This is a genomic window from Pseudomonas sp. R11F (assembly GCF_050312575.1).
Taxonomy (GTDB): Bacteria; Pseudomonadota; Gammaproteobacteria; order Pseudomonadales; family Pseudomonadaceae; genus Aquipseudomonas; species Aquipseudomonas palleroniana.
In genome coordinates this window covers 172760-191840 of sequence record NZ_JBNPJU010000020.1, presented here as the reverse complement: position 1 = coordinate 191840, position 19081 = coordinate 172760, and the positions used below count along the sequence as shown (strand labels likewise).

The window sequence follows — 19081 nt, the reverse complement described above, 5'->3', positions numbered from 1 at the left end:
TGGTTCGCCTTGTGGCAGCCACCTGGATGGGATGATGACTGCTCCACGCCTTCCTCTATTTTTAATGCTCGCTGGCCTCCTGGGGTTGGCGGGTTGCAGCACGCACCAACCGGTGTCGCTGTACCAGCTGGACAGCGGAAGTCCGGCTCAGCCTGCCCAAGCGGCGGGCATGGCCGTATTGCTGGGCCCGGTGGTCGTTGCCGATTACCTGCAACGCGAGACCCTGCTACAACGTCAGAACGACGGCAGCCTGCAAGGTTCCACCGATGGGCGTTGGGCGGGCAGTTTGTCCTCCGATATCAATCAGTTGATGCTGCGTCAGGTAGCCGGTCAATTGGACAGCCAGCGTGTGGTGCTGGCACCTGCGCCAACCGGGTTTACGCCGGATGTGCAGGTGTTGCTGACCATCACCCGGCTCGATTCCGGGGCTTCGCAGCCGGCAATCCTGGATGCCCAGTGGCGCTTGATCGATCGCCGTGGCCAGGTGCGTGATAACCGCATCGTGCACCTGCAGGAAGAACACGTCGGCACCACCGCGTCCCAGGTCCAGGCCCAAGGCGTGTTGTTGCAGCATTTGGCGCAGCAGTTGTCGGTAGCGATCAAGCCATTGGCCAATCAGCCGGCGGTCGCCGAAGCGCCGCGCAAACCAGCGCCGGTACATGCCAAGCCGGCGGCCCCGGAAAAGCCGAAGATGCCGATGGCCACGCCGATTCGTACGGACATGGAAGTGTTCAGGTTCTAAGCCGAACCGCAGATACAAAAAAGGCCCGCTGATTCAGCGGGCCTTTTTGTGTGCGCCGGATTTGAGTGGCGCTGAAGATCAATTGTGGGAGGGAGCAAGCCCCCTCCCACACAAGCCCGCACCGCCGTGTTTCAAGGCTTGGTGCGGGTCTCATGCATCCGCGCCAACTGCCGTTCGAGCATCGACGGGTATGGCTCCATCAGGCGTTCCACGCAGCTTGCACCTTCGGGGCTGGCGATTGGACGGATACGTGCGCGCTGGCGAATCAAGGCGTCTTCGCTGATCTTGCGCTCCACCAGCAGCAAATTGCGGCTGTGTTGGGACAAGGCCAGCGCATCCTGGGCGATCTCGGTCAACAGCAAGTCGATCTGGCTCATGCCGAACAGGTCGTCGCCGACGGTCAGGCCCAGTTGCAGTTGCAAGGTAATGCCGCTGTCCGCCACTTCGATTTGCAGGGCATGGCCCAGGGCGCGCAGCAGCTCACCGCAGCAGATGGCGTTGGTCAGATAGTCTTCGCCACTGTCTTCGCTGTGGAACAGCATCAAGGTGCTGCCATCGTTCAGGGTGTGCAACTCGCTTTGATACAGCGAGGCGGCCTGGTCGAGGCAGTCACGGTAGCGTTCGAGCAATTCCGTCAGGCGGGCGCGGGGCAGGCGACGCAGTTGGTCCTGGGCACCCAGTTGTACCGCCAATACCGCGCTGTGCTGGGGCTCGGCGTTCTTCACGGGGACCGGCTTGGGGGCCATGACTGGCGCAGCGGCCGACGTGTCGCGCAAGTCGGCGAACGGGTCTTCGTCGTCCAGTTCGTCTTCTTCAGCCTTGACCACGTGGCGCGCCGTTGCCTTCAGCCCGGCTACCGGGGCGCTGTCATCAAAGCCTGGGTCGCGCAGGTCGCGTACTTCAAACTCGGGCTCATCGGCCTCGTTGTATTCGGGCTCGGGTTCCGGCTCAGGTTCGCGCACCACCGGCTCCGGGGCGAAGCTGGCGTGAAGCTGGCGGGCGAGATCGCCGATTTCGTCCTGGCGGTCGGTGGCCGGGGTATGTTCGTCGATATCCCGCAGCCAGATGCGCAACTGCATCAGCGGCGTGGAGATATGCCGACCCAGGCGCAAGCTCAAGGCCAGGGCCAGTGCCAACAGGATCGCGCTGAGAATGCCCATGCTTTGCAGGCTGATGGTCATCGGCTGCTGGAATTGCTGCATATCCAGGCTGATACGCAACTGGCCGGCCTTCACGTCCTGGAACGTGATGTTGCTCTGGTACAGACCCTCGGCCTCACCCAGCAGGCCGTTTTTCGGGCGCTGCCCGGCTTCGGCCATGATCCGGTTATCCACGCTGTAGATAGCGGCGTGAGCCACCAGCGGGTTCTTGGTCAGGTTATTGAGCAGCACGTTCAGGCTGAGGATGTCGTTGGACACCAGCAACTCAGTCGCCGACGTGGCGGTCTGGGTTGTCAGGCTCGCGCCCAGCGCGTCAGCTTGTTCGTGCATGGCCTGCTTGAACTGCAAACCCATCACACAGGCGTAGATCACCAAGGCCAGGGCGACCAGGATCACGTTATGGCTGGCGATGCGTAATGCGATCGGCACACGGCGGTGGCGCAGTGCCCGGAAGATCAGCAGGAAGAAGTTATCGGTTTTTACTGGCGTGGGCCGGTTCACTTGCGCTCGGCTCTTGGTCCGTGAAGTTGACGCGCAGTATAGCGATAGCCCTAGGGCCGGCAAAGCGCTGGCTGTGCCCGATGGTCACTGAAAGTGGGTAGAATGCGGTTTTTTTCCAGCCTGGGGGTGCGCTTTGCGCGAAATTGTCCTGATAAACATCACCGGTGAAGACCGCCCGGGTCTCACCGCAGCCATTACCGGCGTGCTGGCCCAGGGTGGTGTGAACATTCTCGACATCGGTCAGGCGGTGATCCACGACACCTTGTCCTTCGGCATCCTTGTCGAAATCCCGAGCACCGAGCAGGCGTCCTCGGTCCTCAAGGACATCCTGTTTACGGCATACAAGCTCGATCAACAGGTGCGATTCACCCCCGTGTCCGAAGAGGACTACCAGCATTGGGTCGACGGTCAGGGCAAAAAACGCCACATCGTGACCCTGTTGACCCGCAAGGTGACGGCTGAACAATTGCAGCGCGTCAGTTCGATCACTGCCCAGTATGGTTTGAATATCGACCACATCGACCGTCTGTCGGGTCGTATGCCCCTGGACACGCCAGCCGACAAAGGCAAGGGCTGTATCGAGTTCTCTGTGCGTGGCGAGCCTGCTGACCCGCAGGCATTACGCGCCGAATTCCTGAGCGTGGCCCAGGCGCTGAATGTCGACATCGCCTTCCAGGAAGATTCGCTGTTCCGCCGCAATCGTCGCCTGGCGGCGTTCGACATGGACTCCACGCTGATCGAGGCCGAAGTGATTGACGAGTTGGCCAAGGCAGCCGGTGTGGGCGAGCAGGTCTCCGAGATTACCGAGCGCGCCATGGCCGGTGAGCTGGATTTCCGTGCCAGTTTCAAGGAGCGCCTGGCGCTGCTCAAGGGGCTCGATGTGAGCGTGCTGGATTCGATCGGTGCATCGCTGCGGTTGACCGAAGGCGCTGAAACCCTGTTCGCTGAACTCAAGCGCCTGGGTTACAAAACCGCGATCCTGTCCGGCGGCTTCACCTACTTTGCCAAGCAACTGCAGGCCAAGCTGGGTATCGACTATGTGTTCGCCAACGAATTGGAAGTGGTGGATGGCAAGGTGACCGGCGTTGCGGTAGAGCCGATTGTCGATGCGCAGCGCAAGGCCGACCTGCTGAAGGAATTGGCCCATAAGGAAGGTTTGCGCCTGGAGCAGACCATTGCGGTCGGCGACGGCGCCAATGACTTGCCGATGCTGGCGATTGCCGGGTTGGGGGTGGCGTTCCGCGCCAAGCCGCTGGTCAAGCAATCGGCCAAGCAGGCGATCTCGACCCTGGGGTTGGATGGCGTGTTGTATCTACTGGGCTTTCGTGACCGCGATGGTCAGCTCTAAGCGGCTCTCACTGTAGGAATACAAGCAAAAATGTGGGAGGGGGCTTGCTCCCGATAGCGGTGATTCAGTCAACACATGGACTGACTGATGCTATCGGGAGCAAGCCCCCTCCCACATTTGATTTTCGTCGGCTTCAGGTCAGGCTTTAGGTGAGCCAATACCCTGGCCCATCTGCACCGGTGAACCCGCCACCAGTTCTTCAGCCCACTTCACCTGATCCGGCCCGAACAGCACGATGGCGGTCGAACCCAGCTTGAAGCGGCCCAGCTCCGCACCTTTCTCCAAGTGAATCGGCGCACGCGCGGCTTCGTCGTAGCGGAAGGTTTTCAGCTCGCGTTTCGGTGGGGTGACCAGGCCTGCCCACACGGTTTCAATCGACGCCACGATCATTGCACCCACCAGCACTACCGCCATCGGGCCGCGTTCGGTGTCGAACAGGCAGACAACACGCTCATTACGCGCAAACAGCTCCGGCACGTTTTCAGCCGTGGTCTGGTTCACCGAGAAAATCCGCCCGGGCACATACACCATCTCACGCAACGTACCGGCCAGGGGCATGTGCACGCGGTGGTAGTCTTTGGGCGACAGGTAGATCGTGGCGAAATCGCCGCCCATGAACGGCGCAGCAACCGCTGTATCACCACCCAACAGTTCCACCACGCTGAAGCTGTGGCCCTTGGCCTGGAACACGCGGCCGTGTTCGATAGGGCCTAGCTGGCTGACCGCGCCATCGGCAGGGCTGAGCACTGCGCCTGGGGTTTGATCCAGCGGGCGAGCACCGTCTTTCAGCGCGCGGGTGAAGAAGGCATTGAAGTGCTCGTAGGCGGTCAGGTCTTCAACCAGGGCCTGGGACATGTCCACTTGATAGCGCTTGGCAAACCATTGGGTGAAAGCATTCTTGAACCAGCGCACGCGACACTCGGCAATGCACCCGGCCAGGCGCGACAGCAAGTGGTGCGGCAACAGGTACTGGCTGAGGATGAATAACTGCTTTTTCATTGACTGTCCTTAAACCTTAAATCTCAACGGGGGTGTCGGGGTGGTTGCCCCATTCGCCCCAGGAACCGGCATAACCTTTGACTCGCGGATAACCGAGCGCCTTGGCCACCAGGTAGGTGAAGCCAGAGCGATGGTGAGTCTGGCAGTGGGTGATGATTTCTTTGTCGCGGGTCAGCCCGAGGTCTTCGAGGATCTGCGGCATGTCACGACGGATGCGCAGGTTGCGTGCCTTGTCCATGCCGGCAGTCCACTCGAAGTTCACCGCGCCGGGAATGTGACCGCCCTTGGCGGCGAGGACTTTCTCGCCGGAATATTCCAGCGGTCCGCGTGCGTCCCAGATGCCCAGGTCAGCCGCGCCGAGACGGCTTTGCAGGTATTCGCGGGTGGCGGTAGGGCCGTCGTGCAAGGTCAGGCTGACCGGGCCACCAACGGGGGCGGGCACCTCGGTGGAAAGCGGGTGCTGGCTTTCCAGCCATGCGAGCAGGCCGCCGTCCAGGTAGTGGTATTTCTGGTGGCCGATCACGTCGAGCATCCAGATAAAACGTCCGGCCCAGCCACCGCCTTCGTCGTCGTAGACCACGTAGGTTGCGTTCGGGGTGTGGCCCAGTTCGCCGAACAGCTTTTGCAGGTCGGCTTTGCTCGGCAGCAAGCCGGGAGCCGGTGGCTGGCCCAACTGGGTGCGCTTGGGGTCAACGAAATGCGCGCCTGGGATATGACCCTCGGCGTAGCGGGCGGCGCTGGTGAGGTCCACCAGAATCAGGTGTTCGGCATCCAGTCGACCGAGCAGGTCGCCGGGTTCGATCACCAGCGGCAAGCCAGAGAAGTCAGGCATGTGAGGTCTCCTGGGCACAAATGTTGGCGATAAAGGACGGCGATTGTAGCGCAAGCATCAAGTGCTGCGGTTGGTAAAGCTGTGCAGTGCTTTCTCGACGCATTGCGCTGTTTTGCCGAAGGCCTGCACCGTGGTTTCCGAGAACGGCCCGCCGCCCTGGTCGGCGACCATCAGCATGACCACTCGGCCGTTGCAGCTCAGGGAGCGCAACAACAGGTGTTCGCCGGTAAACAGGCGACGCAGCACTGGCGGCAGCAGTGCAGAGAACTGTGCGTGGTTGTCGGGTGTGAGACGCACCTGCGCGGACTTTTCCAACAGCCGTTGCAGCAGCGTGCTATTGACCACGTCCAGGCTCAGGTTTGCGGCGTCCTTGGGCAACCCTTCGGCTTGATGCACGCGCAAGGTACTCAAGGCGCGGTCGGCCATGAACAGCAGCACCCGTTGCATGCCGCTCGCCACCAATGCTTCTTTGGCGCAAGTGGTCAGGTGCATGGCGTTGGCAAAGCGGTTCGGTTCAACCAGCAACTCGGTACAGCGCTTGCGCCATACGGCCAAGGCTTCGGCGGTGGGCGGTGGTGCGGGCAGCAAGCCGCGATGGACCTTCTGCACATGCCACGGCCAGATCAGCGACAAGGCCGGGTGCCAGAGGTCGGGCATCAGGGTATGGCGGGCGCTGGTCACCGCTTGCTGGTGGGCTTGCTGCTGCACATCGCCCAGGGGGGCTTCCAGGTAGAGCGCAGTCAGATATTGCCAGCGTTCGGTATGCGGGCAGGTCCAGGATTCCTGGGCCGACATTGCCAGGCCGTTAGCCAGCAGCACCGTATTGGCCGGCTGGTTCAACCAACGGCGCAGGTTGGGTTCGGCGTCGAGCAACTGCTGGTGGCGCAGTTCATCTTCCTCACGGGCGATATGCAGCGCCTTGACCAGCAAGCGTTGTTCGCTCAGCAGCAGGTTGTAGCCCTGGGACACCCAGATCGGCAAGTGCCACGCTTCGGTCAAGCCAAGGCACAAATCCAGCAGCCGTACGCCGAACAATTCCTGCTCGACCTGGCGTGCCGGCTGGCCCTTGTGGATCACCCGCAATTCCCATTCTTCCAGGAGCTTGGGGTAGGTGACGGCCATCGGCCAAAGCGGCGATAAAAACAGCAGGCTGCCCCAGTGAATGTCTTGCCACAAGCGCGCCAGGCGACTGCCGAATAAACCGTTGGCTTGCTGCGACGCGTGCAGGCTCACCAGCAGCAGTTGGCGCAAGGCCACGGGGATTTCCTTGGCCGGCACCGAGGGCAGGCGCGCCAGTAATTCTTCGGCACGCTTGAGGCCGAGGCGGTTGAGCGCCACTTCGAGGTTTTCCGCAGGGGCCGCGAGGCTGCCGTGGGTGTGGCTGTTGGCCTCGCGCATCACGCTGAGTACCAACGCCGGGCTGTCTTGCATCAGCTCGGCAATATCTCGCAATGAACTACGGCTATCGCGAATGGCTTTGCACACGCGCTCGTGGCTGGCTTGGGGAATGGGCAGCAGCACATCATCCAGGCGCTTGATCCAAGCGGCGAGGGTGGTCGGTTTTGCAGTTGGGACTGTCGTTTCATTAGCCATGATTGGGGCGCGGTCATCACATGCATTCAACACGCCCGGAATGGGCCGAATTGGCTTTTCGCCTTAACGGGCTATAGTCTGGCGCAGTTTTGCCGATAAGTAGAACAAGAGTTTTTCTGCTACACCCACTATGTCCATGAACCCGACGGCGCAAGTACCCATCTCCTATGGCTAAAATTATCGGCATCATCGTCGTCCTCGCGAGCGTGCTCGGCGGTTACGTCCTTTCCCACGGTAAAATTGCCGCGTTGATCCAGCCTTTCGAAGTGATGATCATCGGCGGGGCGGCATTCGGTGCATTCCTGCAAGCCAACCCTGGGTACATGACCATGCATGTGGTCAAAAAATCCCTGAGCATGTTCGGTTCACGCTTCTCCCACACCTTCTATTTGGAAGTGCTGGGCCTGGTCTACGAGATCCTCAACAAGAGTCGCCGCGAGGGGATGATGGCCATCGAGGCCGACATCGAAGATGCGGCGGCCAGCCCGATTTTCGCCAAGTACCCGGCCGTGCTCAAAGACGAGCGCATGACCGCCTATATCTGCGATTACCTGCGCATCATGTCTTCCGGCAACATGGCTCCCCACGAGTTGGAAGGCCTGTTCGACATGGAGCTGTTCAGCCTCAAGGAAGAACTGGAACACCCCTCTCACGCTGTCACCGGCATTGCCGACGGCATGCCGGGATTCGGTATCGTCGCGGCGGTACTCGGTATCGTGGTGACCATGGCGTCCCTGGGCGATGGCGACCAGAAGGCCATCGGCATGCACGTGGGTGCGGCGTTGGTGGGGACATTCTTCGGTATTCTTGCGGCCTACGGTTTCTTTGGCCCGCTGGCGACTTCCCTGGCGCATGATGCCAAGGAAGAGATCAACCTCTATGAAGCGATCAAGGCGTGCCTGGTCGCTTCGGCCTCCGGCATGCCGCCATCGCTGGCGGTGGAGTTCGGTCGCAAGGTGCTGTACCCGAAACATCGCCCAAGCTTCGCCGAGCTGGAACAAGCGGTTCGTGGTCGCTAAGTCATGGAAAACAACCAGCCGATAATCATCAAGCGCGTCAAGCGCTTCGCAGCGGGGCACCACGGCGGCGCCTGGAAAATCGCCTTCGCCGACTTTGCGACGGCGATGATGGCGTTCTTCCTGGTTCTGTGGCTGATGTCTACCGCTACGCCGGAACAGAAGATCGCCATTGCCGGTTACTTCAAAGACCCCATTGGCTTCTCGGAAAGCGGTACGCCTTTTGTGATCGACCTCGGCGGTTCGCCGCAGTTGGCGCCTGAGCGCACGATCAACCCGGAGGTCAAGACCGAGGCCCCCCAGGAAAAAATCCCCGTCGAGCGCGACACGGTCGAGGCCATGGCTGAGCAAGTCGAGCAGGAGCGCCTGGAACTGTTGCTCAAGGAACTGCAGACCAAGGTCGAAGAAAACCCGCAACTGCTGAAGTTCAAGGATCAGATCTCCTTCGAGATCACGCCCGAGGGCCTGCGTATCCAGATCACCGACGCCGCTAACCGGCCGATGTTCGACTCCGGCAGTGCCCGCTTGAAGCCGTACTTCGAAGATATCCTGCTGGCCATGGCCGACACCATCAAGGCGGTGCCGAACAAGATCAGCATCAGCGGCCACACCGACGCCAAGCCCTATGCAGGCCAGGGCGACTTCGGCAACTGGGAGCTCTCGGCCAACCGCGCCAACGCTGCTCGTCGTGCGCTGGTGGCGGGCAGCTATCCGGACCCGCAAGTGGCGCGAGTGGTGGGTTTTGCTTCGTCGCAATTGTTTGATCCCGCAGACCCGTTCAACCCGGTCAACCGCCGGATCGATATCGTGGTGCTGACCAAAAAGGCCCAGCGCGCGATCGAGGGGGATCACAGTGCGGCGCCTGCGGTACCGAAACCTGGCGAAGGCGCGCCAGGGGAAGTCCCGGCTGACCCGAACGCCATTCCTCCAGGGCAGGAGCCGTTGCCGGCCCATGAGCTACGGCAGAAGCTGAACCTGTTTGATGATGGTGGAGTGAAGGATCCTACGGCGCCTGCACCGCGGTCGTAAGCGACCCAATAGGCCATAAGTGAACCGCCCCGAGTAATCGGGGCGTTTTCATTTCGGGTCAGAGTGGGAGGTAGGCTTTGACACCACTGATTACGCCCCGCATGTCGTCGGTGCACAGACGCGGTACGAAATACTCTCGGCCTTTGGTGCGAGTCTTTCTATGGAGCTTGTCGAGGCGTTCGAAGCTGACGGTGTAAATCATGTCGCACTTCACCCATAGCTCTTTATAACCGTCTGATTGAAGTGGGTTAGTGCGCAGCAAATGGTGCCAATCATGCTGGATCTCTGGCGCTGTCGAGGAGATCGGCACCACGGTACAGAGTTTGCGGTTGTGAGTGGCGGTAGGGGAGATCACCACGACCTTGCGGATCTTTAGCATCTCCGGCGCCACAAAGCCTCGCGTGAAGTCACAGAGCAGCACATCGCCCTGCTTGGGGTGATAGTAGAGAGCCAAATATTAATTCCCCACAAAAAGCAAAGCCGCCCGAAGGCGGCTTCATTCGACACGCAGTGGAGCTTGCATCGCCCCTTCTGCGCCGCTGGATCAACTCCGAAAAGGATCCAGACTCCTGCCAGCTTTCGCTGGTGACGGAGCAATTATGGGTATCGTGAAATCCGAATACAAGCTGGCTTGTGTGTATGAGCCACCAGTTGGTCCGGATTCTTGATGTCCGCTCCTATTAAATCAATGGACTGGGGCGCTCAGTACGCTGATTTATGTGTATCAAAAAATGGAATATCAATAACTGCTCTCCGGCAAACTCGCAATGATCGACCGATAGCTGTTCATCCGCTGCTGCTGCACACGGCCATCTTCTAGGGCCTTGAGTAACGCACAGCCCGGCTCACGGTCGTGTTTGCAGTCGCGGAAGCGGCAGGTGCCGATCAGGTCATTGAATTCGATGAAGCCCGCTTCCACATCGCTGCGGCTGACATGGCCGAGGCCGAATTCCCGGATGCCCGGGGAGTCGATCAGCTCACCGCCACCGGGGAAGTGGAACAGTCGCGCGGTGGTGGTGGTGTGGGTGCCCTGGCCGGACAGCTCCGACAGCGGCCCCACGCGGGTCTCGACTTCCGGCAGCAGGCTGTTGACCAGCGATGACTTGCCTACGCCCGACTGGCCGACGAACACGCTGATGCGCCCGTCCAGCTGCTGTTGCAACTGTTCCATGCCATTGCCGTGATGCGCCGAGACTTCCAGCACCGGGTAACCCAAGGTGCGGTAGACCGCCAGCAATGCGTTGAGCGCCGGCGCGTTTTGCTCGTCGATCAGGTCGAATTTGTTCAGCAGCAACAGCGGACGAATGCCGGCATGTTCGGCGGCCACCAGGTAGCGGTCGATCAGGTTGGCATGGGGCTCGGGCAGCGGCGCGAACACAATCACGATCATGTCGACGTTGGCGGCCACCGGCTTGAGCTGGCCACGGCTGTCCGGGCGGCGCAGTTCGGTGGTGCGTGGCAACTGGGCGACGATTACGCCGATGCCCTGGTTGCCGGCACGCCACACAACTTGGTCGCCGGTGACCAGCGCAGGCAAGTTGGCGCGCAAGTGGCAGCGGAAAACCTGGCCGGCGAGTTCGCCTTCCAGCGCCTCGACCTCGACCTGCACGCCGAAGTGCGCGATCACCAGGCCCGTTTGTTCGGGGCCCAGGTCGCCGCCTTCGAGCGCTTCCACGGCGGAGGATTCACGTTTGGCGGCGCGAGCGGCGCGTTCACCCTGAATCTTTTCGATGCGCCAGTTTTGGCGGCGATTGAGCTGGCGTTTGGCCATTGGTGTTCCGTGTCGATAATGCAAAGGATAGATAAAACGGTCGCGAGTCTAGCATGCCCCCGCCTGCTAAACTGCGCAGCCACGCCAAGGTGCCAAGAGAATCAAGCCATGCAAAACCCACAGAACCTGATTTGGATCGATCTGGAAATGACCGGTCTGAACCCCGACACCGACGTCATCATCGAGATGGCGACCATTGTCACCGACAGCAACCTCAACACCCTGGCCGAAGGTCCGGTGATTGCCATCCATCACAGTGATGCGGTGTTGGCCACCATGGACGAGTGGAACACCCGCACCCACGGCAACTCCGGCCTGACCCAGCGGGTGCGCGACAGCCGTATCAGTATGGCCGAAGCCGAGGCCCAGACCATCGCCTTCCTGGAGAAGTGGGTGCCCAAGGGCAAGTCACCGATCTGCGGCAACAGTATCTGCCAGGACCGCCGCTTCCTTTATACCCACATGAAGGCGCTGGAAAGCTACTTCCATTACCGCAACCTGGATGTGTCCACCTTGAAAGAGCTGGCCGCACGCTGGGCGCCGGAAGTCAAAGACAGCTTCCACAAAGGCAGCACGCACCTGGCACTGGATGATATTCGCGAGTCGATTGCCGAGTTGCAGCACTACCGCAAGCATTTCATCAAGGCTTGATGATAAGGACTGCTTCATGCTGCTTATGCTTTACCTCATCGCCATCACGGCCGAAGCCATGACCGGCGCGCTGTCCGCCGGGCGTCGTGGCATGGATTGGTTTGGCGTGGTGCTGATCGCCTGTGTCACCGCCCTGGGCGGTGGTTCGGTGCGCGATGTGTTGCTGGGGCATTACCCGCTGACGTGGGTCAAGCACCCGGAATACCTGGTGCTGACGTCGGTTGCCGCACTGGTGACGATCTTTATCGCACCGCTGATGCGCCATCTGCGCTCGCTGTTCCTGGCACTGGACGCCGTGGGGCTGGTGGCATTTACCTTGATCGGCTGCATGACCGCCCTGGAAATGGGCCACGGCATGCTGGTGGCTGTGGTCAGTGGCGTGATTACCGGGGTGTTTGGCGGCATCCTGCGGGATATCTTCTGCAACGACATTCCCCTGATCTTCCGCCGTGAGCTATACGCCAGCGTTTCGTTCCTCGCCGCGTGGTTCTACATGCTGTGCCTGTATCTGGAACTGCCCAGCGAGCAGGCGATTCTTCTGACGCTGTTCAGCGGCTTTCTATTGCGGTTGCTGGCGATCCGTTTCCACTGGGAAATGCCCAAGTTCGTCTACAACGACGACGTGCACTGACGCCCGGCGTGCTGGTTCAGCGCCCACTCGACGTGTTCGCGTACCAGTTCCGACGGATAATCCCGGCGTGCCTTCAATGCCTCCAGCACCGGGATGCTCGACGGCGCGTTGCCCAGGCCCACCGCCAAGTTGCGTAGCCAACGCTCGTAACCGGCGCGACGTAGCGGTGAGCCCTCGGTGCTGCTGAGGAACTTATCCTCGTCCCACATGAACAGCTCGGCCAGTTCGGCGTTATCCAGGTTGTGGCGTGGCTTGAAATCACCCTCGGCGGTAGGCCGCGCGAAACGATTCCACGGGCAAACGATCTGACAGTCATCGCAGCCGAACACGCGATTGCCGATCAGCGGGCGCAGGTCTTCTGGGATCGCACTCTTGAGCTCGATGGTCAGGTAGGAAATGCAGCGTCGGGCGTCCAGTACATAGGGGCCGACGAAGGCATTGGTCGGGCAGATGTCCAGGCAGGCGGTGCAGCGGCCGCAGTGTTCGGTGTCATGGGGCGCGTCCACCGGCAGCGGCAAGTCGACAAACAGTTCGCTCAGGAAGAAGTAGCTGCCGGCCTTGCGGTTGAGTACCAGGGTGTTCTTGCCGATCCAGCCCAACCCGGCTTGTTCGGCGATGGCTTTTTCCAGCACGGGCGCGCTGTCCACGAAGGCGCGAAAGCCAAACGGGCCGATCTGTGCCTGAATGCGCTCGGCCAGTTGCTGCACGCGCTTGCGGATCAGCTTGTGATAGTCACGACCCAGGGCATAGCGCGAGATATAGGCTTTTTCCGGTTGCGCCAGCAATTGCGCCATTTGCGTGTCGCCGGGCAGGTAGTCCATGCGCAGCGAGACCACGCGCAAGGTGCCCGGTACCAGCTCGTCCGGGTGGGAGCGCTTGCTGCCATGGGCGCCCATGTACTCCATCTCGCCGTGATAACCCGCGGCAAGCCAGCGTTGCAGGTGCTGTTCATGCTCGGCCAGGTCCAGGCCGCTGATGCCGACTTGTTGAAAGCCCAGTTCGCGGCCCCAGTCTTTGATCGATTGGGCGAGGGCGGGCAGATCGGAGGTAATAGCAGGCATGAGACACGGGAAACCACGGGTGAGATGCGTATAATTCTGCCAGACATCGGAGCTTGAAGACGCATGCCGCAGACAAAACACGAAATAACCGACGTTCAGCCTTTGTTGCCCGGCCATTTGCCGCAACTGGCTGCGCGCCCTCCGCAGGCCCATAAAGGCTTGTTCGGCCACCTGCTGGTTATCGGAGGTGACCGCGGCTTTGGCGGTGCTGCGCTGCTGAGTACCGAAAGCGCCTTGCGCAGTGGTGCCGGCATGGTGTCCCTGGCGACGCGGGCGGAGCATGTGCCGGCGGCGCTGGCGCGCTTGCCGGAGGTCATGACCGTCGGCGTCAGTTCGGCTAACCAATTGATGGGGCTGCTGGAAAAAATCTCGGTGATTGTCATTGGCCCTGGCCTGGGTGAGGCATCCTGGGGCAAAAGCCTGCTGTCGGCTGCCGCCAACGTCCGGCAGCCGCAAGTCTGGGATGCGGATGCGTTGAATCAACTGGCCAAGGGCGGTGTCAGTTTGCCGGTTGGCTCGGTCATCACCCCGCACCCTGGCGAAGCGGCGCGTTTGTTGGGGCTCACGACAGCCGAGGTTCAGGCCGAGCGTCTTAAGGTGGCGCGCGCTTTAAGCCAGAAATTCAATGCAGTCGCTATCCTCAAGGGTGCTGGCAGTTTGATTGCCAGCCCGGACGGTCGGGTTTCCCGGTGTGATCGTGGTCATCCGGCGATGGCCACGGCGGGGCTGGGTGATGTCCTGGCGGGCTTGGTCGGCGCCCTGCTGGCTCAAGGTATGCCGGCCTATGAGGCGGGCTGTCTGGCCGTGTGGCTGCACGCCGCGGCGGGAGAGCGCCAAGGTACCCTGGGTCGCGGGCTGGCTGCCAGTGACCTGATTCCTGCCATTCGTCAATTGCTGGAGGAGCAATCGCCGTGTCTGAAGTAACCCTGTTTCTGGCAGATGAAGACGCAATGGTCGCATTCGGCCATCGCATCGCCCAAGTGACGGCGGGCACCGGGCTGATTTTTCTTGAGGGTGACCTGGGGGCGGGCAAAACCACGCTCTCGCGCGGCATCATTCGTGGCTTGGGCCACACGGGCGCGGTTAAAAGCCCAACGTTCACGCTGGTCGAGCCCTACGAAATTGGCCAGGTGCGAGCTTTCCATTTCGACCTTTATCGCCTGGTCGATCCCGAAGAGCTGGAGTACATGGGCATCCGGGATTATTTCGACGAAGACGCGTTGTGCCTGATCGAGTGGCCAGATAAAGGCACAGGCTTTTTGCCAAAGCCGGACCTGACCATTACCATTACGCCGCATGAATCAGGACGTCAGTTGAAGTTGTTGCCCCAAAGCGTGCGCGGCCAGTCCTGGTGCGCCGCTTTGGCATTGGAATTCAAATAATTGGTGGGGTTAGGTATGCGCTTTCGCGCGTTGGTTGCTGTCGTAGGGGTATTGCTTGCGGCAATGACTGTCAATGCTCTGGCTGCTTCGCAGGTGAAAAGTGTTCGCCTGTGGCGAGCGCCGGATAACACGCGACTGGTGTTCGACCTGTCTGGCCCGGTCCAGCACAGCGTCTTTACCCTGACGGCGCCCGATCGCCTGGTGATCGACATCAACGGTGCGTCCCTGGCCGCGCCGCTCAAAGTGTCCACCGCCAACACCCCGATTACCGCCATGCGCTCGGCCCAGCGTACGCCGACCGATCTGCGTGTGGTTATCGACCTGAAAAAGGCCGTGACCCCGAAAAGCTTCTCCCTGGCGCCGAATGCCCAGTACGGCAACCGGCTGGTGGTCGATCTGTTCGACAATGCCGCCGATGCCAACCCGACGCCCGTGCCGACCCCGAGCGTGGCCACGGTACCGGCCGTGCCGGTCAACCCATCGCAGCCGCAGGTCAAGTTGCCGCCACCCCCACCGGCCCCACCGGGCAAGCGTGACATTATTGTGGTGATCGATGCCGGCCACGGCGGTGAAGACCCGGGCGCATCCGGCTCGCGCGGCCAGCATGAAAAAGACGTGGTATTGGCCATCGCCCGTGAGCTGCAGCGTCAGGTCAGCGCGATGAAAGGCTATCGCGCCGAGCTGACCCGTACCGGTGACTACTTCATTCCATTGCGCGGCCGTACGGAAATCGCCCGCAAGAAAGGCGCCGACCTGTTTGTGTCGATCCACGCCGACGCCGCACCCTCGTCCGCCGCCTTCGGCGCCTCGGTGTTCGCCCTGTCCGATCGCGGCGCGACTTCCGAGACTGCCCGTTGGCTGGCCGACAGCGAAAACCGTTCCGACTTGATCGGCGGGGCCGGCAACGTGTCTCTGGATGACAAGGACAAAATGCTCGCCGGCGTGCTGCTCGACCTGTCGATGACCGCTTCGCTGACCTCCAGCCTGAACGTCGGCCAGAAAGTGCTGAGCAATATCGGCCGGGTCACTTCGCTGCACAAGCAGCGTGTCGAGCAGGCTGGGTTCATGGTGTTGAAGTCGCCGGATATCCCGTCGATCCTGGTGGAAACCGGCTTTATCTCCAACTCCAACGAAGCCTCCAAGCTGGCCAGTACCAGCCACCAGCAGGCGCTGGCGCGTTCGATCAGCGCCGGTATCCGCCAGTTCTTCCAGCAGAACCCGCCGCCGGGCACTTACATTGCCTGGCTGCGCGACTCCGGGAAAATCGCCCAGGGCCCGCGTGACCACCGCGTGCAGCCCGGCGACACCCTGGCCATGCTGGCCGTGCGCTTCCAGGTTTCGCCTGCCACGTTGCGCAGTGCCAATGGCCTGAAAACCGATGAACTGAAAGTCGGCCAGGTGTTGACCATTCCCGGCACTGAATTGGCGGCGCAGTAATGAGCGAATCACAGTTGAACAGCGGCGCACGCATCGAACTGCTCAGCCCGCGCCTGGCCAACCAGATTGCCGCGGGCGAGGTGGTTGAGCGTCCGGCGTCGGTGATCAAGGAGCTGCTGGAGAACAGTATCGACTCAGGCGCCAAGCGCATCGATGTCGATGTGGAGCAGGGCGGCGTCAAGCTCCTGCGCGTGCGCGACGACGGTAGCGGCATCTCCTCCGATGACCTGCCGCTGGCTCTGGCGCGTCACGCCACCAGCAAGATTCGCGATCTGGAAGACCTTGAGCGGGTGATGAGCCTGGGTTTTCGCGGTGAGGCCTTGGCCTCCATCAGCTCCGTGGCCCGCCTGACCCTGACCTCGCGGACCCGTGGTGCCGACCAGGCCTGGCAGGTAGAAACCGAAGGCCGTGACATGGCGCCTCGAGTCCAGCCGGCTGCGCACCCGGTGGGCACTTCGGTGGAAGTGCGCGACTTGTTCTTCAATACCCCGGCGCGCCGCAAGTTCCTCAAGGCTGAAAAAACCGAATTCGATCACCTGCAGGAAGTCATCAAGCGCTTGGCGTTGGCCCGTTTCGACGTGGCTTTTCATCTGCGCCACAACGGCAAGACCATCCTCAGCCTGCATGAAGCCAATGACGACGCTGCCCGTGCACGGCGTGTGGCCGCTGTTTGCGGGTCGGGTTTCCTGGAGCAGGCACTGCCGATTGAGATCGAGCGCAATGGCTTGCGCCTGTGGGGCTGGGTCGGGTTGCCGACGTTCTCCCGTAGTCAGGCGGACCTGCAGTATTTCTTCGTGAATGGTCGTGCAGTGCGCGATAAGTTGGTGGCCCATGCGGTGCGCCAGGCGTATCGCGACGTTCTGTTCAATGGGCGGCACCCCACGTTTGTGCTGTTTTTCGAGGTCGACCCGTCGGTGGTCGACGTCAACGTGCATCCGACCAAGCATGAAGTGCGTTTTCGTGACGGGCGCATGGTGCATGACTTCCTCTATGGCACGTTGCACCGTGCCTTGGGCGATGTGCGGCCGGATGATCAGTTGTCTGCGCCGATCGTGACGGCGGTGGTACGGCCGAGCGGTCCGGAGGCCGGCGAGTTCGGCCCACAGGGCGAAATGAGCCTGGCGGCCAATTTGTTGCAATCGCCGCAACCACAGCCGTCATACACCGCGCCGGGTTCCGGTTCGGGCGCGGGTTATCAGTACCAATACACCCCGCGTCCGCAATCGACAGTGCCGGTGGCGGAAGCCAAGGCGGCCTATCGCGAGTTTTTTGCGCCATTGCCGGGGGCCGAGCCGGGCGCCGTTGCATTGCCGGAGGGTGGGGGGGATATTCCACCGTTGGGTTATGCGTTGGCGCAACTCAAAGGCATCTACATCCTGGCGGAAAACGCCCACGGCCTGGTACTGGTCGATATGCATGCCGCCCATGAGCGGATCATGTACGAGCGCTTGAAGATCGCCATGGCCAGCGAAGGTCTCAGCGGTCAGCCGCTGTTGGTGCCCGAATCCCTGGCGGTCAGCCAGCGGGAGGCCGATTGCGCCGAAGAGCATCACGGCGTGTTCCAGAAACTGGGCTTCGAATTGCAGCGCCTTGGGCCGGAAACCCTGGCGATCCGCCAGATTCCTGCGCTGCTCAAGCAGGCTGAAGCCAACCGCCTGGTCGCTGATGTGCTGGCGGACCTGATGGAGTACGGCACCAGCGATCGTATCCAGGCGCACATCAATGAGCTGCTTGGCACCATGGCCTGTCATGGCGCCATCCGCGCCAATCGCCGCCTGGCCCTGCCGGAAATGAACGGGCTGCTGCGCGACATGGAAAACACCGAGCGCAGCGGGCAATGCAACCATGGCCGACCGACCTGGACCCAGATGGGCCTGGACGATCTGGACAAACTGTTCCTGCGCGGCCGTTGATGAGTGCCTTGCCCCCCGCCATCTTCCTGATGGGCCCCACGGCCGCCGGCAAGACCGACCTGGCCATCGAACTGACCAAAGTGTTGCCGTGCGAGCTGATCAGTGTCGACTCTGCCCTGGTTTACCGGGACATGGACATCGGTACGGCCAAGCCCTCAAAAGCGCTATTGGCCCAGTACCCGCACCGGTTGATCGACATTATCGACCCGGCCGAAAGCTATTCTGCGGCGGATTTTCGTACCGACGCCCTGGCTGCCATGGCTGAGATCACCGCGCGGGGCAATATTCCGCTGCTGGTGGGCGGTACGATGCTCTACTACAAGGCTTTGCAGGAAGGCCTGGCGGATATGCCGCCGGCTGATGCCCAGGTGCGCGCCGAGCTTGAAGAGGAGGCTGCACGCCTTGGTTGGCAAGCGCTGCACGATCAGTTGGCGGCGGTTGACCCGGTCTCTGCCGCGCGCATTCACCCCAATGACCCCCAGCGCCTCACACGCGCCCTGGAAGTCTGGCGTGTCAGCGGCCAGACCATGACTGAACACAGGCTGAAACAAACTGCGCAAAGTGCTGATGCAGACGCATCTGGACAGTCACAATTGCCCTATACTGTGGCGAATCTGGCGATTGCTCCGGCAAATCGCCAGGTGCTGCATGAACGAATTGCACAAAGATTCACAATTATGTTGGAACAGGGGTTTGTGGACGAGGTCGTAGCACTGCGTTCAAGAGGTGACCTGCATCCCGGGCTACCTTCCATACGTGCTGTAGGCTATCGCCAAGTCTGGGATCACCTGGATGGCAAGCTGACGTGGGCCGAAATGCAGGAGCGCGGCATCATCGCCACGCGCCAATTGGCCAAACGCCAGTTCACCTGGCTGCGCAGCTGGAGCGATTTGCACTGGTTGGACAGCCTGGACAGCGACAATCTGTCACGCGCCTTGAAATACTTGGGAACGGTCTCCATATTGAGCTGAGTCCTTGCAATTGCCGTCTATCCTTGGGGGTGTGACGGCCATAA

18 protein-coding genes are annotated in these 19081 nt (G+C 61.4%); 11 read left to right on the top strand and 7 right to left on the bottom strand.

All coding sequences use genetic code 11. The features are described 5' to 3' along the window. The first annotated feature begins 31 nt into the window (after positions 1-31). The gene (locus ACQRBV_RS06615; RefSeq protein WP_060755121.1) at positions 32-742 is read left to right on the top strand and encodes a PqiC family protein; all 711 of its coding nucleotides are present in this window, start codon (positions 32-34) and stop codon (positions 740-742) included. 131 nt (positions 743-873) lie between these two features. Here ACQRBV_RS06615 and ACQRBV_RS06610 read toward each other — a convergent pair whose 3' ends face one another. Next, positions 874-2403 (bottom strand): HAMP domain-containing protein, encoded by a 1530-nt coding sequence (locus tag ACQRBV_RS06610; protein ID WP_060755120.1) that lies wholly within the window; start codon positions 2401-2403, stop codon positions 874-876. A 133-nt stretch (positions 2404-2536) separates the two neighbouring features. Between ACQRBV_RS06610 and serB the strand changes: the two genes are divergently transcribed. Beyond that, entirely contained in the window at positions 2537-3751 is a 1215-nt protein-coding gene (gene serB, locus ACQRBV_RS06605; protein WP_411985083.1) for a phosphoserine phosphatase SerB, read from the top strand. A gap of 138 nt (positions 3752-3889) precedes the next feature. On the opposite strand, the gene asd is transcribed toward serB, so the two are convergent. The 3 genes from asd to ACQRBV_RS06590 are packed head-to-tail and all read right to left on the bottom strand — an operon-like array spanning position 3890 to position 7175. Next, positions 3890-4750, bottom strand: a complete 861-nt coding sequence (gene asd / locus ACQRBV_RS06600; protein WP_060755118.1) for an archaetidylserine decarboxylase — start codon at positions 4748-4750, stop codon at positions 3890-3892. Between the two features lie 16 nt (positions 4751-4766). Then, positions 4767-5582, bottom strand: a complete 816-nt coding sequence (gene rhdA / locus ACQRBV_RS06595) for a thiosulfate sulfurtransferase (protein WP_060755117.1) — start codon at positions 5580-5582, stop codon at positions 4767-4769. A 57-nt stretch (positions 5583-5639) separates the two neighbouring features. Then, positions 5640-7175: an HDOD domain-containing protein gene (locus ACQRBV_RS06590; protein ID WP_060755116.1), complete on the bottom strand. Its 1536-nt coding sequence runs from the start codon at positions 7173-7175 to the stop codon at positions 5640-5642. A 167-nt stretch (positions 7176-7342) separates the two neighbouring features. Between ACQRBV_RS06590 and motA the strand changes: the two genes are divergently transcribed. After that, a complete protein-coding gene (gene motA, locus ACQRBV_RS06585; RefSeq protein WP_060755115.1) occupies positions 7343-8194 on the top strand; it encodes a flagellar motor stator protein MotA in 852 nt (283 codons plus the stop codon). 3 nt (positions 8195-8197) lie between these two features. Then, positions 8198-9220 (top strand): flagellar motor protein MotB, encoded by a 1023-nt coding sequence (motB, locus tag ACQRBV_RS06580; protein WP_060755114.1) that lies wholly within the window; start codon positions 8198-8200, stop codon positions 9218-9220. 58 nt (positions 9221-9278) lie between these two features. Here the strand turns inward: motB and ACQRBV_RS06575 are convergent, their stop codons facing one another. Beyond that, positions 9279-9674 carry a type II toxin-antitoxin system PemK/MazF family toxin gene (locus tag ACQRBV_RS06575; protein WP_060755113.1) on the bottom strand — a complete coding sequence of 132 codons (396 nt, stop codon included), beginning with the start codon at positions 9672-9674 and terminating at the stop codon, positions 9279-9281. 285 nt (positions 9675-9959) lie between these two features. After that, on the bottom strand, positions 9960-10991 hold the full coding sequence (rsgA, locus tag ACQRBV_RS06570; protein WP_033898469.1) for a small ribosomal subunit biogenesis GTPase RsgA: 1032 nt from the start codon (positions 10989-10991) through the stop codon (positions 9960-9962). 108 nt (positions 10992-11099) lie between these two features. On the opposite strand from rsgA, the gene orn reads away from it, so the two are divergent. Then, positions 11100-11642: an oligoribonuclease gene (gene orn / locus ACQRBV_RS06565; protein WP_034105723.1), complete on the top strand. Its 543-nt coding sequence runs from the start codon at positions 11100-11102 to the stop codon at positions 11640-11642. A gap of 16 nt (positions 11643-11658) precedes the next feature. After that, a complete protein-coding gene (locus ACQRBV_RS06560) occupies positions 11659-12273 on the top strand; it encodes a trimeric intracellular cation channel family protein (protein ID WP_060755111.1) in 615 nt (204 codons plus the stop codon). On the opposite strand, the gene queG is transcribed toward ACQRBV_RS06560, so the two are convergent. Beyond that, entirely contained in the window at positions 12252-13334 is a 1083-nt protein-coding gene (queG, locus tag ACQRBV_RS06555) for a tRNA epoxyqueuosine(34) reductase QueG (protein WP_060755110.1), read from the bottom strand. The two genes, ACQRBV_RS06560 and queG, sit on opposite strands and share 22 nt — an antisense overlap. Positions 13335-13397: 63 nt before the next feature. On the opposite strand from queG, the gene ACQRBV_RS06550 reads away from it, so the two are divergent. Genes ACQRBV_RS06550 through miaA form a run of 5 tightly spaced genes read left to right on the top strand, consistent with a single transcriptional unit; the run spans position 13398 to position 19037 of the window. Continuing rightward, a complete protein-coding gene (locus ACQRBV_RS06550; protein ID WP_411985084.1) occupies positions 13398-14258 on the top strand; it encodes an NAD(P)H-hydrate dehydratase in 861 nt (286 codons plus the stop codon). Continuing rightward, complete coding sequence (gene tsaE, locus ACQRBV_RS06545) at positions 14246-14716, top strand: tRNA (adenosine(37)-N6)-threonylcarbamoyltransferase complex ATPase subunit type 1 TsaE (protein ID WP_090367145.1); 471 nt, start codon at positions 14246-14248, stop codon at positions 14714-14716. The genes ACQRBV_RS06550 and tsaE overlap by 13 nt, the downstream gene beginning before the upstream one ends. 15 nt (positions 14717-14731) lie before the next feature. Beyond that, positions 14732-16153 carry an N-acetylmuramoyl-L-alanine amidase gene (locus ACQRBV_RS06540; protein ID WP_205344174.1) on the top strand — a complete coding sequence of 474 codons (1422 nt, stop codon included), beginning with the start codon at positions 14732-14734 and terminating at the stop codon, positions 16151-16153. After that, positions 16153-18066 (top strand): DNA mismatch repair endonuclease MutL, encoded by a 1914-nt coding sequence (gene mutL, locus ACQRBV_RS06535; protein ID WP_060755106.1) that lies wholly within the window; start codon positions 16153-16155, stop codon positions 18064-18066. The genes ACQRBV_RS06540 and mutL overlap by 1 nt, the downstream gene beginning before the upstream one ends. Next, positions 18066-19037, top strand: a complete 972-nt coding sequence (gene miaA / locus ACQRBV_RS06530) for a tRNA (adenosine(37)-N6)-dimethylallyltransferase MiaA (RefSeq protein ID WP_104995359.1) — start codon at positions 18066-18068, stop codon at positions 19035-19037. The genes mutL and miaA overlap by 1 nt, the downstream gene beginning before the upstream one ends. Positions 19038-19081: the final 44 nt, after the last annotated feature.

Coding starts and splice junctions, on each gene's coding strand:
- ACQRBV_RS06615 (WP_060755121.1), top strand. CDS start 32: ATGATGACTGCTCCACGCCTTCCTCTATTTTTAATGCTCGCTGGCCTC.
- asd (WP_060755118.1), bottom strand. CDS start 4,750: ATGAAAAAGCAGTTATTCATCCTCAGCCAGTACCTGTTGCCGCACCAC.
- rhdA (WP_060755117.1), bottom strand. CDS start 5,582: ATGCCTGACTTCTCTGGCTTGCCGCTGGTGATCGAACCCGGCGACCTG.
- ACQRBV_RS06590 (WP_060755116.1), bottom strand. CDS start 7,175: ATGGCTAATGAAACGACAGTCCCAACTGCAAAACCGACCACCCTCGCC.
- motA (WP_060755115.1), top strand. CDS start 7,343: ATGGCTAAAATTATCGGCATCATCGTCGTCCTCGCGAGCGTGCTCGGC.
- motB (WP_060755114.1), top strand. CDS start 8,198: ATGGAAAACAACCAGCCGATAATCATCAAGCGCGTCAAGCGCTTCGCA.
- rsgA (WP_033898469.1), bottom strand. CDS start 10,991: ATGGCCAAACGCCAGCTCAATCGCCGCCAAAACTGGCGCATCGAAAAG.
- orn (WP_034105723.1), top strand. CDS start 11,100: ATGCAAAACCCACAGAACCTGATTTGGATCGATCTGGAAATGACCGGT.
- ACQRBV_RS06560 (WP_060755111.1), top strand. CDS start 11,659: ATGCTGCTTATGCTTTACCTCATCGCCATCACGGCCGAAGCCATGACC.
- queG (WP_060755110.1), bottom strand. CDS start 13,334: ATGCCTGCTATTACCTCCGATCTGCCCGCCCTCGCCCAATCGATCAAA.
- ACQRBV_RS06550 (WP_411985084.1), top strand. CDS start 13,398: ATGCCGCAGACAAAACACGAAATAACCGACGTTCAGCCTTTGTTGCCC.
- ACQRBV_RS06540 (WP_205344174.1), top strand. CDS start 14,732: ATGCGCTTTCGCGCGTTGGTTGCTGTCGTAGGGGTATTGCTTGCGGCA.
- mutL (WP_060755106.1), top strand. CDS start 16,153: ATGAGCGAATCACAGTTGAACAGCGGCGCACGCATCGAACTGCTCAGC.
- miaA (WP_104995359.1), top strand. CDS start 18,066: ATGAGTGCCTTGCCCCCCGCCATCTTCCTGATGGGCCCCACGGCCGCC.